The 17465-nt window shown below is 47.4% G+C and carries 15 protein-coding genes and 1 tRNA gene; 15 read left to right on the top strand and 1 reads right to left on the bottom strand.

Features of this window, described 5'->3' with window-relative positions; genetic code table 11:
- The first annotated feature begins 20 nt into the window (after nt 1–20).
- The gene (locus D081_RS11320; protein WP_085024280.1) at nt 21–1676 is read left to right on the top strand and encodes an ATP-binding protein; all 1656 of its coding nucleotides are present in this window, start codon (nt 21–23) and stop codon (nt 1674–1676) included.
- Between the two features lie 75 nt (nt 1677–1751).
- Here D081_RS11320 and clpX read toward each other — a convergent pair whose 3' ends face one another.
- A complete protein-coding gene (gene clpX, locus D081_RS11315; protein ID WP_085024279.1) occupies nt 1752–3038 on the bottom strand; it encodes an ATP-dependent Clp protease ATP-binding subunit ClpX in 1287 nt (428 codons plus the stop codon).
- Nucleotides 3039–3319: 281 nt separating this feature from the next.
- Between clpX and rpmE the strand changes: the two genes are divergently transcribed.
- From rpmE to D081_RS11245, 14 genes are all read left to right on the top strand, one after another.
- Nucleotides 3320–3517: a 50S ribosomal protein L31 gene (gene rpmE, locus D081_RS11310; protein WP_085024278.1), complete on the top strand. Its 198-nt coding sequence runs from the start codon at nt 3320–3322 to the stop codon at nt 3515–3517.
- A 120-nt stretch (nt 3518–3637) separates the two neighbouring features.
- On the top strand, nt 3638–4540 hold the full coding sequence (locus D081_RS11305; protein WP_085024277.1) for a DUF1385 domain-containing protein: 903 nt from the start codon (nt 3638–3640) through the stop codon (nt 4538–4540).
- 224 nt (nt 4541–4764) lie between these two features.
- Nucleotides 4765–5835, top strand: a complete 1071-nt coding sequence (gene prfA / locus D081_RS11300) for a peptide chain release factor 1 (protein ID WP_085024297.1) — start codon at nt 4765–4767, stop codon at nt 5833–5835.
- 25 nt (nt 5836–5860) lie between these two features.
- Nucleotides 5861–6730, top strand: coding sequence for a peptide chain release factor N(5)-glutamine methyltransferase (gene prmC, locus D081_RS11295; RefSeq protein WP_085024276.1), 870 nt, complete (start codon nt 5861–5863; stop codon nt 6728–6730).
- Complete coding sequence (locus tag D081_RS11290) at nt 6715–7353, top strand: L-threonylcarbamoyladenylate synthase (protein WP_085024275.1); 639 nt, start codon at nt 6715–6717, stop codon at nt 7351–7353. The genes prmC and D081_RS11290 overlap by 16 nt, the downstream gene beginning before the upstream one ends.
- A gap of 80 nt (nt 7354–7433) precedes the next feature.
- Nucleotides 7434–7880, top strand: a complete 447-nt coding sequence (rpiB, locus tag D081_RS11285) for a ribose 5-phosphate isomerase B (RefSeq protein WP_085024274.1) — start codon at nt 7434–7436, stop codon at nt 7878–7880.
- Between the two features lie 30 nt (nt 7881–7910).
- Nucleotides 7911–9158, top strand: coding sequence for a serine hydroxymethyltransferase (gene glyA / locus D081_RS11280; protein WP_085024273.1), 1248 nt, complete (start codon nt 7911–7913; stop codon nt 9156–9158).
- Between the two features lie 71 nt (nt 9159–9229).
- On the top strand, nt 9230–9865 hold the full coding sequence (gene upp, locus D081_RS11275; protein ID WP_085024272.1) for a uracil phosphoribosyltransferase: 636 nt from the start codon (nt 9230–9232) through the stop codon (nt 9863–9865).
- Nucleotides 9866–9946: 81 nt separating this feature from the next.
- Nucleotides 9947–11128: an iron-containing alcohol dehydrogenase gene (locus D081_RS11270; protein WP_085024271.1), complete on the top strand. Its 1182-nt coding sequence runs from the start codon at nt 9947–9949 to the stop codon at nt 11126–11128.
- A gap of 163 nt (nt 11129–11291) precedes the next feature.
- Nucleotides 11292–12557 carry a UDP-N-acetylglucosamine 1-carboxyvinyltransferase gene (murA, locus tag D081_RS11265; protein WP_085024270.1) on the top strand — a complete coding sequence of 422 codons (1266 nt, stop codon included), beginning with the start codon at nt 11292–11294 and terminating at the stop codon, nt 12555–12557.
- A 21-nt stretch (nt 12558–12578) separates the two neighbouring features.
- Entirely contained in the window at nt 12579–14030 is a 1452-nt protein-coding gene (locus D081_RS11260) for a glycosyltransferase family 39 protein (protein WP_085024269.1), read from the top strand.
- A 162-nt stretch (nt 14031–14192) separates the two neighbouring features.
- On the top strand, nt 14193–15572 hold the full coding sequence (locus D081_RS11255; protein ID WP_085024268.1) for an MFS transporter: 1380 nt from the start codon (nt 14193–14195) through the stop codon (nt 15570–15572).
- 7 nt (nt 15573–15579) lie between these two features.
- Nucleotides 15580–15656: transfer RNA gene (locus D081_RS11250), tRNA-Arg, on the top strand.
- A 342-nt stretch (nt 15657–15998) separates the two neighbouring features.
- A complete protein-coding gene (locus D081_RS11245; RefSeq protein ID WP_085024267.1) occupies nt 15999–17129 on the top strand; it encodes a HipA domain-containing protein in 1131 nt (376 codons plus the stop codon).
- Nucleotides 17130–17465 lie beyond the last annotated feature (336 nt).

Here is a 17465-nt window from a genome sequence, read left to right as displayed (position 1 = left end):
AAATAGGTGGGAATGTTTATATGAGCGAAAACAATGTAAAGGAAAAAGAAACTAATAGTGGAATGGCCGGAGCTGATATGGAGAGCCTGGTTGTTGAACGGGCCATCCACGATAATGCGGATTTTATCGGTTACATTGATGTTAATTCCGGCAAAATGCGTATCGTAAGACATAATTGTTCCTTTTTTGATGACGATGGGGAGCTGGTTTTTGATTACGATGAGAAAATCGGTGAGCTTATTGATGAGCATATGCCGGAGGAGGACAGGAGCATTTGCCACAGAATGCTGCAGCTTTCCAATATTGTTGAGACGGTTAACATGTTTGGTGAATTTACCGGCACCTTCAAGATGTACCGTGATATTCGCAGTCCACTGCAGTACAAGAAGCTGACCCTTCGCTATCTGGACAGGAAGGAAAAGAGCACTCTGGTGGCGGTTCAGACGGATATTACCGAGATTACCACTGAAAACCGTCAGATGCAGGATGCCCTGCGGGGGGCTTTGAAGCATGCGGAAACTGTCAGCAAGGCCAAGTCACAGCTGCTGTTCCAGATGAGCCGGGAGATACGGACTCCACTGAATACCATTGTGGGTATGACGGGGCTGGGTAAGGACCGCTCCGATCAGAAGGACTATGTTAAGTATTGCCTTGACAAGATAGAGGATTCTTCCAAGATACTGCTGGACATGATTGAAAATGTGCTGGCCCTGTCCCATGTGGAGCAGAACAGTATTCAGCTCAACAGTGACGTAGTTCTTTTCCAGCCGTTTATAGATACGGTGGCAGAGAAGGCCAGGGCTGATGCCTATGCCAAGAAGATAAATTTCCAGCTGGAGCTGGACCCTAATGTGGCCAAGTGCTTCCGCTTTGATGCTGACAGAATGCGTCAGGTCCTTAAGAATGTCCTTAACAATGCCATTAAATTTACCCAGCGCTTTGGCAGTGTCACCCTTGGTGTTAAGTGCCTTGCCGAGAAATATGGCCGCCAGTCCCTGGAGTTTTCCGTAAAGGATACAGGGGTGGGAATAGAGGATGAATTTAAGCCGAAGGTGTTTGAGGCATTTTCCCAGGAGTATACAGGCAACAGCAATATTTATGGCGGTTCCGGGTTGGGGCTGGCCATCTGTAACCATATCGTCAAGAAAATGGGTGGCATTATAGACTTTGACAGTGCCAAGGGTGTGGGAACCACCTTCCGCATAAATGTGGATCTGGATGTGGCTACCTCTACATATAAGCCTAAGGACGATGAGGAAGATATCTGCCGTGGCCGGAGAGTGCTGCTGGCTGAGGATAATGAGATAAATCTGGAGATTGGCAAGCAGCTGCTGCTGGCCAGGGGCATGGTGGTTGATACGGCAGAAAATGGCCAGGAGGCCTTGAGTCAGTACATGTCCAATGCACCGGGTACCTATGACCTCATATTGATGGACGTAAGGATGCCGTACATGGATGGCCTGATTGCCACCAAGAAAATAAGAACCTCCGGAAAATCCGACAGTAAAAAGGTGCCAATTTTGGCACTGACGGCCAATGCCCGGGATGAGGACATACGCCAATCCTTCGAGCATGGCATGAATGCCCATCTTACGAAGCCTATTAATGTGGAAGAGCTGTACAGAAGCATTGAAAAGGCCCTTCGGGGTGAGCTGGTCCGTCATTCGGAAAGCTGATATTTTAAACAATAAAAAAGAAGTTCAGTCTTTGACCACGATGTTTGGTCATGACTGAGCTTCTTTTATTTATTATCAGATTTTTTCAATGGTAGGCTCCGCACCATTGTTTATGCAGTCTGCAGTAATGGTAACCCTGCGGTTGTCATCGGAGCGGGGGATGTCAAACATTACATCCAGCATGGTGTCTTCGATGATGCCCTTCAGGGAACGGGCGCCGGTCTTGCGTTCAATGGCTTTCTTGGCTACAGCCCGCAGGGCGTCCTCATCAAATTCCAGCTGTACATTGTCCATTTCCATGAGCTTCTGATACTGCTTTACAGGAGCATTCTTTGGCTCAGTGAGGATCCGCAACAGAGCATCCTCATCAAGATTTTCCAGGGTACAGATAATTGGCAGTCGGCCAATTATTTCCGGAATAATGCCGAATTTCATCAGGTCCTCCGGCGTAGTCTGGTGAATCAGCTCATCAAACTTTGGCTTGTCGTTCTTGCCCTCTACCTTGGAGTTGAAGCCCATATTGGCATCATTCTTTCTCAGGCGCTTGGCAATAATCTTGTCGATACCCACAAAGGCACCGCCTACAATAAAGAGAATGTTCTTGGTATCCACCTTGATGGTTGGGGCCTCAGGATGCTTGCGCTGGCCACGGGCAGTGAATTCCACCACGTTGCCTTCCAGCATTTTCAGCAGGGCCTGCTGAACGCCTTCATGGCCCGGGTCCGCGGTGATGGTGTTGTTTTCACCGGATTTGCGGGCGATTTTATCAAATTCGTCAAGATAAATAATGCCGTGCTCACAGCGGCTGATGTCCTTGTCGGCGGCGTAATAAAGGTTGCGGACAGCTACCTCCACGTCGGCACCTACGAAGCCGGCCTCAGTAAGGCTGGAGGCATCAGTTACGGCAAATGGAATGTCCAGCATGCGGGCCAGATGGGAGAGAAGGGCGGTTTTACCGCAGCCGGATGGCCCCAGGATAATTACGTTGGATTTTTCGATATCGTCACCGTCGTCCTCCGGATGCTGGAAGCCGTATTTCATCCGCTTGTAGTGGTTGTAGATGGCCACGGAAAGCACCTTTTTGGCCTGATCCTGGTTGATGATAAACTGATCCAGATACTCCTTTACCAGATGAGGCCTGATACGGTTCAGCTCTTCGTTGATGGCTTTTTCCGTTTCAATGTGCTGCTGGGCTTCTTCCTCCTCCTTGTGGTCCTCAATAAGGTGATATATATCCTTTATGCAGTTGGCACAAAGAGAAAAGCCTGAACGTGGGTCGTAAATTGGCACGTCGTACTGGGTTTTGGCCACTACCTTTCGCTTGCAGATGCTGCAGGTAATTGTAGGGTCGTTGCTGTTCATAAAGTGTCTACCTCGTACCTTTCTATATACAAATACTTAATATTGCTTCAAAAAAGTCTACTACATATTATGGTAGAAAAGCAGTTTTTTTTCAAGAATTTTTTCTGCAGAAAATGTTGCATGGGTATAGTCGGTGTGTTATAATATCACAAGTTAGGCGCAGTGCGTCTAAAAAGTTGATTTTTTCGGCTTTGCCCCTATTTGGGAAGCAACGTCGGACCAAGTCTTCGCAGAGAGGACTTGTAATTCTCCCAATTATGGGGAAAAGCGAGGTGTATAGAATGAAGGCAGGTATTCATCCAGAATTCCATGAGGCAAAGGTTATTTGCGGTTGCGGCAACACCTTTACTACCGGTTCCACCAAGGAGGAGCTGAGAGTTGATGTTTGCTCCAAGTGCCATCCTTTCTTCACTGGTCGTCAGCGCGATATCGCAGCTGGTGGTCGTATTGAGAAGTTCAACAAGCGTTACGCAAAGTAATAACTCAATTATCAATGAGCAGGGCAGAAATGCTCTGCTCATTTGTATATGTGGAAATATTTTTGAAAAGTTCTTTCTGCCCATTGGCAGAAAATGATATAGATTTATGAGGAAAGTAATATGAGCGAGAAAAAAATCAGTGTAGGCGGCCAGGCCGTCATTGAGGGTGTCATGATGCGTGGGCCGGAAAAGGTTGCCACGGCAGTCCGTACACCGGATAAAAAAATCGAAGTGGAAGTCAAGCCAATCAATTCCATCAGCGAGCGGTTTCCGATTTTGAAAAAGCCAATGCTGAGGGGCTGTGTTTCCTTGGGGGAGTCCCTGGTACTGGGCCTGCGTTCCTTATCCTATTCTGCCCAGATGGCAGGGGAAGAGGATGAGCAGCTGACGGACAGGGAGCTGGCGGGAACCATTGCTTTTGCCTTTGTGCTGGCGGCGGTTTTGTTTGTGGCCATTCCTACTGGGGCGGCCAAGCTGTTTCACTTTATTACCGATGATCCTGTTTTTCTGAATTTGATGGAAGGGGCCCTGCGGCTGCTGATTTTTATTGGCTATATAGGGGGAATTTCCATGATGAAGGACATCCAGCGGGTTTTTCAGTATCATGGGGCTGAGCATAAGACCATTGCCTGCTTTGAGGCAGGAGAGGCCCTTACTGTTGAAAACGTGAGAAAGCATACCAGACTGCATAAGCGGTGCGGTACCTCATTTTTGCTCATCGTTATGCTGGTAAGTATTTTTGTCTTTGCTTTTTTGGGCTGGCCGGATTTGTGGCTGCGCATTCTCAGCCGTGTGGTACTGCTGCCGGTGGTGGCGGGTATCTCCTATGAGATTATCAAGCTGTCCGCCAACTCCGATAACTGCGTGCTGGGCTGGGCCATTAAGCCGGGCCTGTGGCTCCAGCATATGACCACCAGGGAGCCTGATGATGACATGATAGAGGTGGCCATTGAGTCTGTAAAGGCAGTGCTGCCGGAGGATAAAATTCCGGCCGGTACCGGCAATTATATACTGGAAGCATAGAAACAATGTCTTTCACACGGTCTCATAGCTGAAACTTTTTCTTGCATTTATATAGTGTAAAAATCATAACTCGCTACGCTCAGACAAATGATTTTTCCACTAATACAGAAGTATGGCAACAAAAAGTTTTGTAACGCTATTCAACCTATTGTTCAAGACATTTGTTTCTTCGTTGATAGTTCATTTTATATATACAAGCGGTAAAGAGGAAAATATACATGAATATTATGGATAAACTGCAGGCGGTGGAGAACAAGTTTCTGGAGCTGGAATCCCTTATCAGCGATCCGTCTGTGCTGGAGGATATGAATAGGTGGCAGCGATATAATCGGGAGCATTCTTCATTGCAGCCCATTATTGAGGCCTACCGTGAATACAAGACTGTCTGCCAGGGCATTGAGGACAACAAGGAAATGCTCAGTGAGGGCATTGATGATGACGAGTTCCGCCACATGGTGGAGGACGAGCTGGCAGATTTCAGAAAGCGGAAGGAGGAGTTGGACCAGGAGCTGCCTATAATGCTGTTGCCCAAGGACCCTAACGATGACAAGAATGTTATTGTGGAAATCCGCGGCGGCGTTGGCGGCGAAGAGGCAGCTCTCTTTGCGGGGGATTTGTTCCGCATGTATTCCCGCTACGCCGAAAACCAGGGCTGGAAGATTAACATTATGGATGCCAATGCCACGGAAATCGGCGGCTTTAAGGAGGTATCCTTTGCTGTTGAGGGCTATGGTGCCTACAGCAAGCTGAAATATGAGAGCGGTACCCATAGGGTACAGCGGGTGCCAGTTACTGAGTCCGGCGGCCGTATTCATACTTCGGCGGTAACGGTGGCAGTGCTGCCGGAGGCCGATGAGGTGGACGTGGACATCCGCAACGAGGATCTGCGCATTGATACCTATCGTGCAGGCGGTGCCGGCGGCCAGTATGTAAACAAGACTGAATCGGCTATCCGTATCACCCATCTGCCAACGGGAATTGTGGTGCAGTGTCAGGACGAAAAATCCCAGCTGAAAAACAAGGAAAAGGCAATGCGTGTGTTAAGGGCCCGGGTATTGGAGCAGGCCCAGCAAGAGCAGGCGGATACCATTGCCGCAGACCGCAAGAGTCAGGTGGGCTCCGGAGACCGAAGTGAGCGCATAAGAACCTATAACTTCCCGCAGGGGCGGGTGACGGACCACCGTATTGGTCTGACTCTCCATAAGCTGGATTCCGTTATGGATGGCCAGTTGGATGAGATTTTAAATGGACTCATTACAGCGGACCAGGCGGAACGCATGAAACAGGTAGATTAATTTTTTGTAGATATTTGAGGAACGTATGGCGGACGAAATTTGGACAATAGGAAAATTGCTGAAATGGACTGAGGAGTACTTTGCCAAGGCGGGGCTGGATACCCCCAGATTAGATGGTGAGGTGCTGCTCTGCCATGTTTTGCAGAAGGAGCGTATCCATCTTTACGTTCATTTTGACCAGCCTCTGACGAAGGAGGAGCTGGCTCAATTTAAGGTATTCATAAAGGAACGGGTACAGCATAAGCCGGTGGCCTATATTGTGGGACACAAGGATTTTATGGGACTGGACTTCAAGGTTACGGAAGCTACCCTGATTCCCCGCCCAGATACGGAGATTTTGGTGGAAGCCGTGATTTCCCGCCTGAAAATCGGCCGGGATGATTTGGGAACCATTGCAGATATTGGCACCGGAACCGGGGCTATTTGCCTTTCCTTGCTAAATTATCTGCCAGAGCTAAAGGCCGTGACCGTGGATATTTCCCCCGGAGCCATTGAAGTGGCCAGGGAAAATGCTGAGTGTCTGGGGCTGTCTGACCGCATCGAATTTTACCAGGGGGATCTGCTGGAGCCAATAAAAGACAGGAAATTTACGGCTATAGTATCCAATCCTCCGTATATTCCGGAGGGGGATATGGCGGGCTTGGATTCCAATGTTAAGGATTATGAGCCCTTGTCTGCCCTGGCAGCCGGCGTTGACGGGCTGGACTGTTACCGCCGCCTTGTGGCTGAGGCTGGTGAACTGATAGAGGATGACGGCTTTTTGGCCTTGGAAATTGGCATAAATCAGGCGGATTCCCTTAGGAAGCTGGGGGAGGAGCATGGCTGGGGCCGTTGTGAAGTCCTCAAGGATTTGGCGGGAATTGACAGGGTAGTGATTTTATGGAAACAAAAATAATTTCTATAAATAATGTGGCGGAGCAGCAGGAGGCCATTAAAGAGGCGGCAGCCATGCTGCGTCAGGGTCAGCTGGTGGCAATTCCCACAGAAACTGTTTACGGCCTGGCGGCCAACGGTCTTGACGAGGTGGCAGTAAAAGCCTTATACGATGCCAAGGAGCGGCCTTATTACAAGGCTTTTTCTTTGCAGGTGGCGGATGTGGACATGGTGCAGGACATAGCGGCCCGGGTGCCGGATATGGCATTGAAGCTGTTTGAGAGGTTCTGTCCAGGCCCCATTACCATTGTATTGCCCCGTAAAAGCACCATTCCAAAGCGGGTGACCGGTGGCAAGAATACTGTTGGTATCAGAATTCCGGATAATGAGGTGGCTTTGGCGGTGCTTAAGGAGGCCGGTGTGCCTCTGGCAGTGCCCAGTGCCAATATATCTGCCCATCCAAGTCCTACCACGGCACAGATGGTATACGACGATATGAAGGGGCTCATTCCGCTTATTTTGGATGGGGGCCCGTGTAATCTGGGCATTGAATCCACCATTGTGGACTGCACCGGGGATGAGCCGGTGATTATCCGCCACGGGGCCATCAGTGAAAAAGAAATTATGGCCTGTGCAGATGCCTAAAAATTAATATGTTTTATCATTTAACTATGATACAATGGCGTTGTGTGAAAAATAAAGTTTGATAAGGAGTAATTCAGATAATGAAAATCGTAGTTGGCTGTGACCATGGTGCGGTGGAGCTTAAGGCAGAGGTCCTTAAGGTTCTGGCCGAGTTTAAGGATATTGAAACAGAGGATGTGGGCACCTATAATGCTGAGTCCGTGGATTATCCTGAAATAGCAGAAAAGGTATGTGGCAAGGTGGTCAGCGGTGAGGCTGACCGCGGTATCGTATTGTGCGGTACCGGCATTGGCATTTCCATGGCGGCCAATAAGATAAAGGGCATCCGTGCGGCTCTTTGCGGCGATGTTTTTTCTGCCCGCATGTCCAGAGAGCACAATGATGCCAACGTACTGGCCCTGGGTGGCCGGGTGACCGGCTATGGCCCGGCAGGGGAAATTGTACGGGTTTGGGTTACTACCGAGTTCTCTCATGGTGAGCGCCATATTCGCCGCATCAACAAGATGATGGCGTTGGAAAATAAATAATACCTACCATATTTTGAGGAGGAATCTGTCATGAGCTTAATGGATGATTTGAAAGTTGTGGACCCGGAGATTGCTGAGGTTATTGATGCGGAATTAAGCCGCCAGCGCAATAAGCTGGAGCTTATCGCTTCTGAAAATATAGTCAGTGCAGCTGTTATGGCAGCTCAGGGCAGTGTTCTTACCAATAAATATGCAGAGGGTTATCCTGGCAAGCGTTATTATGGCGGCTGTGAGCATGTGGATGTGATTGAGCAGCTGGCCATTGATCGGGCCAAGAAGCTGTTTGGGGCTGAATATGCCAATGTACAGCCACATTCCGGTGCCCAGGCCAACATGGCAGTATTCTTTGCACTTTTGGAGCCAGGTGATACTGTAATGGGCCTGAGCCTGACCGATGGTGGTCATCTTACCCATGGCAGCCCTGTTAATATGTCCGGAAAGTATTTCAAGATTGTTCCTTACGGTGTAAGCGAGGATACAGAGCAGCTGGATTATGACGAAATCCAGAAAATTGCCAACGAGTGCAAGCCTAAGCTGATTGTGGCCGGTGCTTCCGCCTATGCCCGTGTCCTTGATTTCCCACGTTTGGCTGAAATAGCTCATTCTGTAGGGGCTTATCTCATGGTGGATATTGCCCATATCGCCGGTCTGGTTGCAGCAGGCCTGCATCCATCTCCAATTCCTTATGCAGATGTAGTAACCACTACCACCCACAAGACTCTCCGTGGTCCACGGGGCGGCCTGATTCTCTGCAAGGATGAGGAGTTTGGCAAGAAGTTCAACAAGGCAATTTTCCCTGGAATTCAGGGTGGTCCTCTCATGCACGTTATTGCCGCAAAGGCTGTGGCCTTTAAGGAGGCTCTTTCTCCGGAATTCAAGGAATACGCCCAGCAGATTATCAGGAATGCCAGTGCTCTGGCCAAGACCCTTACAGAAAAGGGCTTCAGAATTGTATCCGGCGGCACCGACAACCACTTGATGCTGGTAGATTTGACCAATAAGAACATCACCGGCAAGATAGCCCAGAATGTTCTCGATGAAGTGGGCATCACTGCCAACAAGAATACCATTCCATTTGAGAAGCTTAGTCCGTTCGTAACCAGCGGTATCCGCCTTGGTTCTCCGGCCCTTACCACCCGTGGGTTCAAGGAAGAGGATATGGTGGAAGTGGGCAATATCATTGCCCTGGCCCTGGACAATCCTGAGGATGAGGCAGCAAAGGCCCAGGCCAGAGACAGGGTTGCGGCTCTTTGCAGGAAATATCCATTATATGAGTAATTTTAATTGAAATATGTTATAATTAATGTACTCTGATAATTACATTAAACTTAGTCTCTAGGAGGAGAAATATGTCTGATATTAAAGCAACAGTAGTAGATCATCCATTAATCCAGCACAAGCTTACCATTATGCGCAAGAAGGAAACCCCATCCAAGGATTTCCGCCAGCTGCTGGAAGAGATTGCTATGCTTATGACCTATGAGGTAACCCGGGATTTCCCACTGGAGGAGATTGAAATTGAAACTCCGGTGGCCAAGTGCAAGGCCAAGGTTCTGGCCGGCAAGAAGGTAGGCGTTGTGCCAATTCTGCGTGCTGGCTTGGGCCTGTTAAATGGTGTTGTAAATATGATTCCATCTGCCCGTGTTGGTCACATTGGTATGTACCGCGATCCGGCAACCCTGAAGCCTGTAGAGTACTACTGCAAGCTGCCAGGTGATGTGGCTGAGCGTACTCTTATTGTTGTAGATCCTATGCTGGCTACCGGCGGTTCTTCCGCAGCAGCTCTTACCCAGTTGAAGAATAAGGGGGCAAAGCACATGATTCTCATGTGTCTGGTAGCAGCTCCTGAGGGTATCAAGGTTATCAATGAGGAGCATCCGGATGTTCCTGTATACGTTGCGGCTATTGATGAGCGCCTCAACGAAAAGGGTTATATCGTTCCAGGCCTTGGTGATGCCGGCGATAGAATTTTCGGTACTCTGTAATTTTAATATCGGCTGATATTTTTCTGCCGGCTGGTGCATTGTCTGTGCCGGTCGGCAGTTTTTTATATGAGGGGGGATTTTATGCAGAATTTTGAGTTTTATTGTCCAACGGAAATTGTCTTCGGTAAGGGGGCTGAGGACAAGCTGGCAGACAAAATCAAGCAGTACGGTGGCACAAAGGTATTTTTGCTTTATGGGGGCGGCAGTATCGAAAAAAGCGGTCTCCTGAAGAGGATTGAGGATAATCTTAATGAGGCAGATATCGAATTTGAGGCCATGGGGGGTGTTCAACCAAATCCGATTCTGTCCTTTGCCAAAGAGGCAACTGCTGAAGCCATCGACTTTGATGCAGATATGATTCTGGCAGTGGGCGGTGGCAGCGTCATTGATACCGCCAAGGCCGTGGCTGTTGGCGTGGCAAATCCTGATGTGGATATTGCGGAATATTGGGAAAAGGGCCGCAGTATAGAAAGCAGTGCGCCTATTGGTGTAGTGCTGACCATATCGGCAGCTGGCAGCGAAACCAGTGATTCGGCAGTGCTTACCATTGATGGTACCGGCAAAAAGGGCGGTGCCCACAGTGACATCATTCGCCCGGATTTTGCCATTATGAATCCTGAGCTTACCTTTACCCTGCCACCATTCCAGATTGCCTGCGGCGTGGCGGATATTCTTATGCATACCCTGGAGAGATACATAACCCATACGGAGGGCAATCTTTTCACTGATCTGGTTGCCGAGGCCCTCATGAAGAATGTTATTCAGCAGGGCCGTATTGCCGTGGCCCATCGCAAGAATTATGAGGCCATGAGTGAAATAATGTGGTGCGGCAGCGTTTCCCATAACGGCTTTACGGGTCTTGGAAGAGAAAAGGAGTTTTCTGCCCACAAGCTGGGTCATGTGTTAAGCGGTCTGTATAATGTAACCCACGGTGCCTCCCTGACGGTAATGTGGCCGGCATGGGCCAAATACGTCTATGAGGATAATCCGGAGCGCTTTGCCCAGTACGCAGAACGGGTTTGGGGCGTTAATGCCGGAACCGTGTATGAACGGTCCCGAGCCGGTATCCGACTGACCATGGAATTCTTTGAGCAGATTGGTCTGCCAACCAGCTTTACCAAGCTGGGAATCGGTGTGAAGGATGCTGATGAAATCGAAAAGCTTGCCAATATCTGTACCTCCGATGGTACCAAAAAGGCCGGTGTTTTCCACCCGATGGACAAACAGGATGTTATGAAAATCTACGAAAGCGTAAATAAATAAAGTATGAAATGGGACTGCTTAGGCGGTCCCGTTTTTTATTTTTCCCAGCCCGTGTTTTATAAGGGAAAAGGGTATTTTTCCTACTTGCATGCGCCTTATATCCGTGTTATGATTAAGTGTGCTATGTTCAAGAACTATGCCTATTTTAGGAGGATTTACATAAATGGAAAAATTGATTATAAATGGTGGCAAGCGTCTTAAGGGACGGGTGAAAATCAGCGGTGCCAAGAATGCGGTACTGCCTATTATTGCTGCGACCCTGCTGGGCCAGGATTCCCCAAGCCGCTTGGAGGAGGTTCCGGCTCTTGACGATGTTCATACCCTTGCTGAGGTTTTAAAGCAGCTGGGGGTTAAGGCTGAGTTTGATGCGGATAAGAATACCCTTATGGTGGACAGCTCCGAGATTACAAGCTGTGAAGCACCGTATGATCTGGTACGGAAAATGCGTGCTTCTTTCCTTATAATTGGTCCGTTGCTGGCCCGCTGCGGCAAGGCGAAAATCTCCATGCCGGGTGGCTGTGCCATCGGTACCCGTCCAATCGACCTTCATCTGAAGGGCTTTGAGGCTCTTGGTGCAGAGATCAATATTGGTCATGGCTTCATTGAGGCCCAGGCGCCAAATGGCCTGAAGGGTGCCCGTATTTATCTTGATTTCCCTAGTGTTGGTGCTACTGAAAATATTATTATGGCGGCTTCAATGGCAGAGGGACAGACCATTATTGAGAATCCTGCCCAGGAGCCTGAAATCATTGATTTGGCAAATTATCTCAACGTAATGGGTGCCAAAATCCGCGGTGCCGGCACCAATGTCATTAAAATTGATGGTGTGAAAAAGCTCACCGGCAAGAATTACACTATTATTCCTGACCGCATTGAGGCAGGCACCTATATGGTGGCTGCGGCCATGACCAGGGGTGATGTGTTTATTGAAAATGCTATTTCCGAGCATTTAAAGCCTGTTATTGCCAAGCTGAAGGAGGCTGGCGTAACCATCGAGGAACATATTGACGGCATTCGGGTGACCTGCGATCAGGTGACCAAGGCAGTGGATATCAAGACCATGCCATATCCGGGCTTTCCTACGGATATGCAGGCCCAGTTTATGGCTATGCTGACAGTTTCTGAAGGCACCGGCATGGTTACTGAGACTGTATTTGAAAACCGTTTCATGCATGTTGAAGAGCTGAAGCTCATGGGTGCCAATATCAAGGTGGATGGCAGAACCTCCACAGTGGAGGGGGTATCCTCCCTTACGGGCTGTCAGGTTAAGGCAACGGACCTTCGGGCTGGTGCTGCAATGGTATTGGCCGGCCTGGTGGCTGAGGGTGAGACGGCTGTTGGCTATATCCATCATATTGACCGTGGCTACGATAATCTGGTGTCCAAGCTCATTGGACTGGGTGCTGACATTCGCCGTGTGGATGTCTGATTTATATAAAAGGAGTACTTAATGGATAATACAAAACTGGACCTGTCTATTATTGGAATTGTAGGCCTGGTGTTATATTTGTTGGGGAACTGGGCCATTGCGGTAACTGACCCGGTGGAGTCCAATTACACACTTACTGCATTGGAAATGCTGCGTTCCGGGGATTATATATCTCCACGGATTTATGGCAACTACTGGTATGATAAGCCGGCTTTCTTCTATTGGGAGCTGATTGCTGCCTATAAGATATTTGGGGTAAATGAGTTTGCGGCCAGATTTTCCCCAAGCCTGTTTGGTGCCCTGGGACTTATGCTGACTTATTTGTTTGCCAAAACCATCTATGACAGAAAAACTGGTCTGATTGCTGCCGGTATTTTGGGAACCTGCTTTGAATATTGGCTTTTGTCCAAGACCATCATTACTGATTTGACCTTGTTTGTCTTTTTCAACGGTGTATTGATGGCCTTTTATATGGGCTACAGCACGGGAAAGAGAAACTGGTATTATTTATGCTATATTCTGGCCGGTCTGGCTACTCTGGACAAGGGGCCTATCGGTTTATTGCTTCCTGGTTTTATAATTATTGTTTATCTCTGTATCAGGAGAGATTTCCGGGAAATATTGCGGATAAAGTGGATTTCCGGTCTGCTGTTGTACATTCTTACAGCCGGCAGCTGGTATTATGCCATGTATGTCATTCATGGCATGGATTTTATCAATAACTTCCTGGGGGTTCACAATTTCCTGCGGGCCACCCAGTCTGAGCATGAGCAGTGGAATGTATGGTGGTATTACATCATGATTTTCTTTGCGGGCTGTCTGCCTTGGTGCTGGACTCTGCCGGCGGTTATTGTGAAATACTTCAGACGCCAGCAGCTTCCTCAGCTGGATATGCCGGCGGGCTTTCTGCTGACCTGGGCTCTGGTAGTAAATATTTTCTATCAGTGCATGGCCACCAAGTATACCACCTATACCTTGCCGGGCTTACTGCCAATTGCCATTCTTATGGCCTGCTATCTTTATGACAGGGAAACACTGGTGAAGCGTACTGTAGCTGTTATGCTGGTGGTATATGCGGTGCTGACCTTTGCGGTGGCAGCTCCCGTATGTAATACCAAGGGCTATTCCTACAAGGAGGTAGCGGCCGTATATAAGGACCAGATCAAGGATGATGATGTGCTGACACTCTATGGCGACTATAAAACCTCGGCTGTGTTCTACGGAGACAAGATAGCATATAACTTGAGTCATGCCGCGGATATTCCGGGACAGCTGCCGGACGGCAAGAGCTGGAACGCCAAGAATGTAATGCCTTTCATGGCCCTGGAAGAAATTCCTGAGGACAAGGATGTGTACTTGATTCTTCATGAGAAGAAGTACAATGTCTTTGAGAAGGATTTTAAGACAGAGGAATGGCAGCTGCTGAAGGATGTGGACTATGCCAGAGTCTATGTCAGAAAAGCCAAAAAATAAATTTTGTATTTAATCCCCTGATGTGAGTCAGGGGATTTTTATTATTTTTGTGAAATTTTGGTAAAATATAATTATTTCTCTTGCATTTTTGGTTATATAGGTGTAAATTTTATGTCAGTGTATTTATAACTGTCATGACACCTGTATGAGGAGATGTAATGTATGATTTTAGACAGACTGGAAAGGATGCCTGTGGGCTCCTTTCACTATAAGTTATTGTTGGTAACCGGCCTGGGGTGGCTCTTTGATAGTATGGACACCGGCCTTATTGCCTTTGTTCTGCCGGTTTTGGCCAAGGAGTGGGGCCTTGCCCCTGAGCAGATGGGCTGGATCGGAAGTATCGGTCTCATTGGTATGGCCCTGGGTGCTGTTATTTCCGGAACTCTGGCTGACCGTATTGGCCGCAAGCAGGTATTTACCATTACAGTATTGATGTATGCCCTGGCCACGGGGATGTGCGCCCTGGCATGGAGCTACGAGTCCCTGCTGTTCTTCAGATTTTTGGTGGGCTTCGGCCTGGGCGGTGAGCTGCCGGTGGCTGCAACCCTCATGTCTGAGTATGCACCAACCAAGCTGCGGGGACGGTTTATCGTACTGCTGGAGAGCTTCTGGGGCATCGGCTGGCTGGTAGCTGCCTGCATTTCCTATTTGATTATTCCACAGTTTGGTTGGAAGATTGCCTTTGTCATTGGTACTCTCCCTGCCCTGTATGTGTTCCTTATCAGACTCCACATGCCGGAGTCCGTCCGTTATCTTATTTCCAAGAATAAGATTGATGAGGCCAAGAAGATTATTCTGGATCTGGAGAAAAAGCTCCATGTGGAAAGCAAGCCATTTGATGCGGAGCTGACAGCTGCAGAAATGGGCAGCAGTACCGAAAAGACTCCTGGCCTTCTGGGACTGTTCGGCACCAGCTATGTGAAGCGTACCATTATGCTGTGGCTGGCCTGGTTCGGTATTGTGTACAGCTACTATGGTATCTTCATGTGGCTGCCATCCATCGTATTCCAGCAGGGCTTTGCGGTGGTAAAGACCTTTGAGTATGTGCTTATTATGACCATTGCCCAGCTGCCGGGTTATTACTGTGCGGCATGGCTGGTGGATGTAATTGGGCGCAAGTACACCCTTTCCATCTTCCTGCTTATGAGTGGTGTAGCCAGCTATTTCTTTGGCAATGCCACCTCTCCTGACACCCTGCTGGTATGGGGTGCCACCATGTCCTTCTTTAATCTTGGTGCCTGGGGTGTTATTTATACCTATACTCCGGAGCTGTATCCAACCTCCATGCGTGCCCTGGGCAGCGGCTGGGCCGCCGGCTTTGGCCGTATCGGTGGCATGATTGCCCCTGCTCTGGTTGGTATTATGCTGGCAAATCAGCTGGGCATTGGCAACGTATTCATGATGTTTGCCGGGGTGCTTATCGTGGTTTCACTGGTGGTATTGACCCTTGGTGTTGAGACAAGACAGAGACAGCTGGAGGACATCAACTTTACGGCAGACTTATTTCAAATTGACAAGAAGAATATAGAAAGTGTACAATAACACTGTTGCGGATGTAGCTCAGATGGATAGAGCATCTGCCTCCTAAGCAGAGGGCCGTGGGTTCGACTCCCGCCATTCGCACCAGATGAAAATAACCTCGAAGCTAGTATTTACACTGGTTTCGAGGTTTTTATGTTTTTGATAATTATCATGGTTTACCAGGTAAATATGCTCTGGTACATCAATAGGTACATCATTAAACTATGTACAATATGTACTCTGTGGACGGTATCGACAAAAAAAATCTAGGATGCTATAGTGTTTTTGCAAGTGCGTTTCAGTATTAAGTGGTACGTTATCAGAAAATCATGCTTATTAAATTTGAGAATATAAGACGGTCACAAGTTGTGACTGAATTTGACTTTGTACCGTTGTCACAAAAATTATATAATAGTTGTGGTAACAATTATTGAAAGGAGGGCTTATATGAAAATAACTTTAATGTGCAAAGATATTCCTGTTTGCAGTTTTAATATAGATACCGTTTCTGGTTGGATTCAAGACAAGATTGCCACAATTAATGTGGAATATTTGCCATTATCCGTTCAGTACAGTCATGATAGCACCTCTGCATTGAAAAACTGGATTGATAACCGCAGTGTTTCGGTAAATCGCAAGGATTTGGCTGCTATGCTGAATGCCTATGGTGTAGAAACACCTGCAGCAATTTCATTTAAAAACCTTGGCCTTAATCTTTCAGACCAGTACTGGTTCAAGCCTGAAGGCTTTGAGCTGGACTGGGAAGATGTGAACCTGTTTGAAAACGATTTCAAAAAGCAGAGTTTCAAATCAATAAAATTTGGGGAATCAAGTTATTCACCAGACAGCAGTTCAAACGGTGAACTGCCTAAGTTTTGGTGCATTGAAGATAACAAGCGTATTCTGTATAAAGAGGGGACTGCGCCATACGACCAGCAGCCCTATAACGAGGTATTTGCTTCAAAGCTGCTGACAGAACTTGGGTTGCCTCATGTAGACTATAAATTGGTTTATGATGATGAGGCAGAGCAGGCTTATTGCACCTGTGAGACTTTTATAACTACGGATACTGAATATGTACCGGCATTGGAAGTAAGAAGTGTCTTACCAAAACTTAACCATGAGGACTCTTATCAGCATTTTCTGAGGTGCATGGAAAAACTGGAGATAGTGGTGGAGCCAAAAGAAATTGATAATATGTTTGCTTTTGATTATCTAATTCATAATTCAGACCGTCACTATGGTAATTTTGGTTTTATTAGGGATGTAAATACTCAGAAATTCCTGGGTATGGCTCCAATATTTGATAATGGAAACAGCCTGTGGTATCAGAAAATCAATAAACAGATGAAATTCCGTAAGCAGCCTTCAAAGCCATTTAAGGAAACACAGGAGGAGCAGTTAAAACTCATAAAGACCGCAAACCTCGAACTGGATAAACTTTCTCCTGATAAGGTGGATGCCCTGATAGATGAAGTATTTACAGCCAATCCACTCTTTGATTTGGATAGATTAGAGCAGTTGAAATATAATCTAAGGTACACAAGAAATAAAATTATAGAACGGCTTATTATCTAAGCAACTCTGATTTAGAGGATTATGTCATCTGATGTCGAAAAAAGTAAAAGAAACGGAAAGATATTTTAGTTTTCTAAGGGATGTGAATTCATGGTACCTAAGGATATAGCTATAAATTTTGGATAGTAAATGCTGATAACTGCGCTAATCGTATAAATATTGAGGTCCGCAATACTTGGTACAGTCATTTTATACCAAGTTTATACCTTAAATTTTATTAAAGAAAATTGTATTGGATATCTACTTTCAAAATTTTTATTTTTAATATTTGGATTTTCAAATGACTCCCAGCTTCGGCTGGGAGCTTTTTTAAGAAACCCCGCCTTTATTCCGATA

The organism is Anaerovibrio sp. JC8 (assembly GCF_002100115.1).
Classification (GTDB): domain Bacteria; phylum Bacillota; class Negativicutes; order Selenomonadales; family Selenomonadaceae; genus Anaerovibrio.
This window is presented reverse-complemented; position numbering and strand designations above follow the sequence as displayed.

Coding starts and splice junctions, on each gene's coding strand:
- murA (WP_085024270.1), top strand. CDS start 11,292: ATGGAAAAATTGATTATAAATGGTGGCAAGCGTCTTAAGGGACGGGTG.
- glyA (WP_085024273.1), top strand. CDS start 7,911: ATGAGCTTAATGGATGATTTGAAAGTTGTGGACCCGGAGATTGCTGAG.
- D081_RS11255 (WP_085024268.1), top strand. CDS start 14,193: ATGATTTTAGACAGACTGGAAAGGATGCCTGTGGGCTCCTTTCACTAT.
- D081_RS11245 (WP_085024267.1), top strand. CDS start 15,999: ATGAAAATAACTTTAATGTGCAAAGATATTCCTGTTTGCAGTTTTAAT.
- rpmE (WP_085024278.1), top strand. CDS start 3,320: ATGAAGGCAGGTATTCATCCAGAATTCCATGAGGCAAAGGTTATTTGC.
- D081_RS11270 (WP_085024271.1), top strand. CDS start 9,947: ATGCAGAATTTTGAGTTTTATTGTCCAACGGAAATTGTCTTCGGTAAG.
- clpX (WP_085024279.1), bottom strand. CDS start 3,038: ATGAACAGCAACGACCCTACAATTACCTGCAGCATCTGCAAGCGAAAG.
- upp (WP_085024272.1), top strand. CDS start 9,230: ATGTCTGATATTAAAGCAACAGTAGTAGATCATCCATTAATCCAGCAC.
- D081_RS11260 (WP_085024269.1), top strand. CDS start 12,579: ATGGATAATACAAAACTGGACCTGTCTATTATTGGAATTGTAGGCCTG.
- prmC (WP_085024276.1), top strand. CDS start 5,861: ATGGCGGACGAAATTTGGACAATAGGAAAATTGCTGAAATGGACTGAG.
- D081_RS11305 (WP_085024277.1), top strand. CDS start 3,638: ATGAGCGAGAAAAAAATCAGTGTAGGCGGCCAGGCCGTCATTGAGGGT.
- rpiB (WP_085024274.1), top strand. CDS start 7,434: ATGAAAATCGTAGTTGGCTGTGACCATGGTGCGGTGGAGCTTAAGGCA.
- D081_RS11320 (WP_085024280.1), top strand. CDS start 21: ATGAGCGAAAACAATGTAAAGGAAAAAGAAACTAATAGTGGAATGGCC.
- D081_RS11290 (WP_085024275.1), top strand. CDS start 6,715: ATGGAAACAAAAATAATTTCTATAAATAATGTGGCGGAGCAGCAGGAG.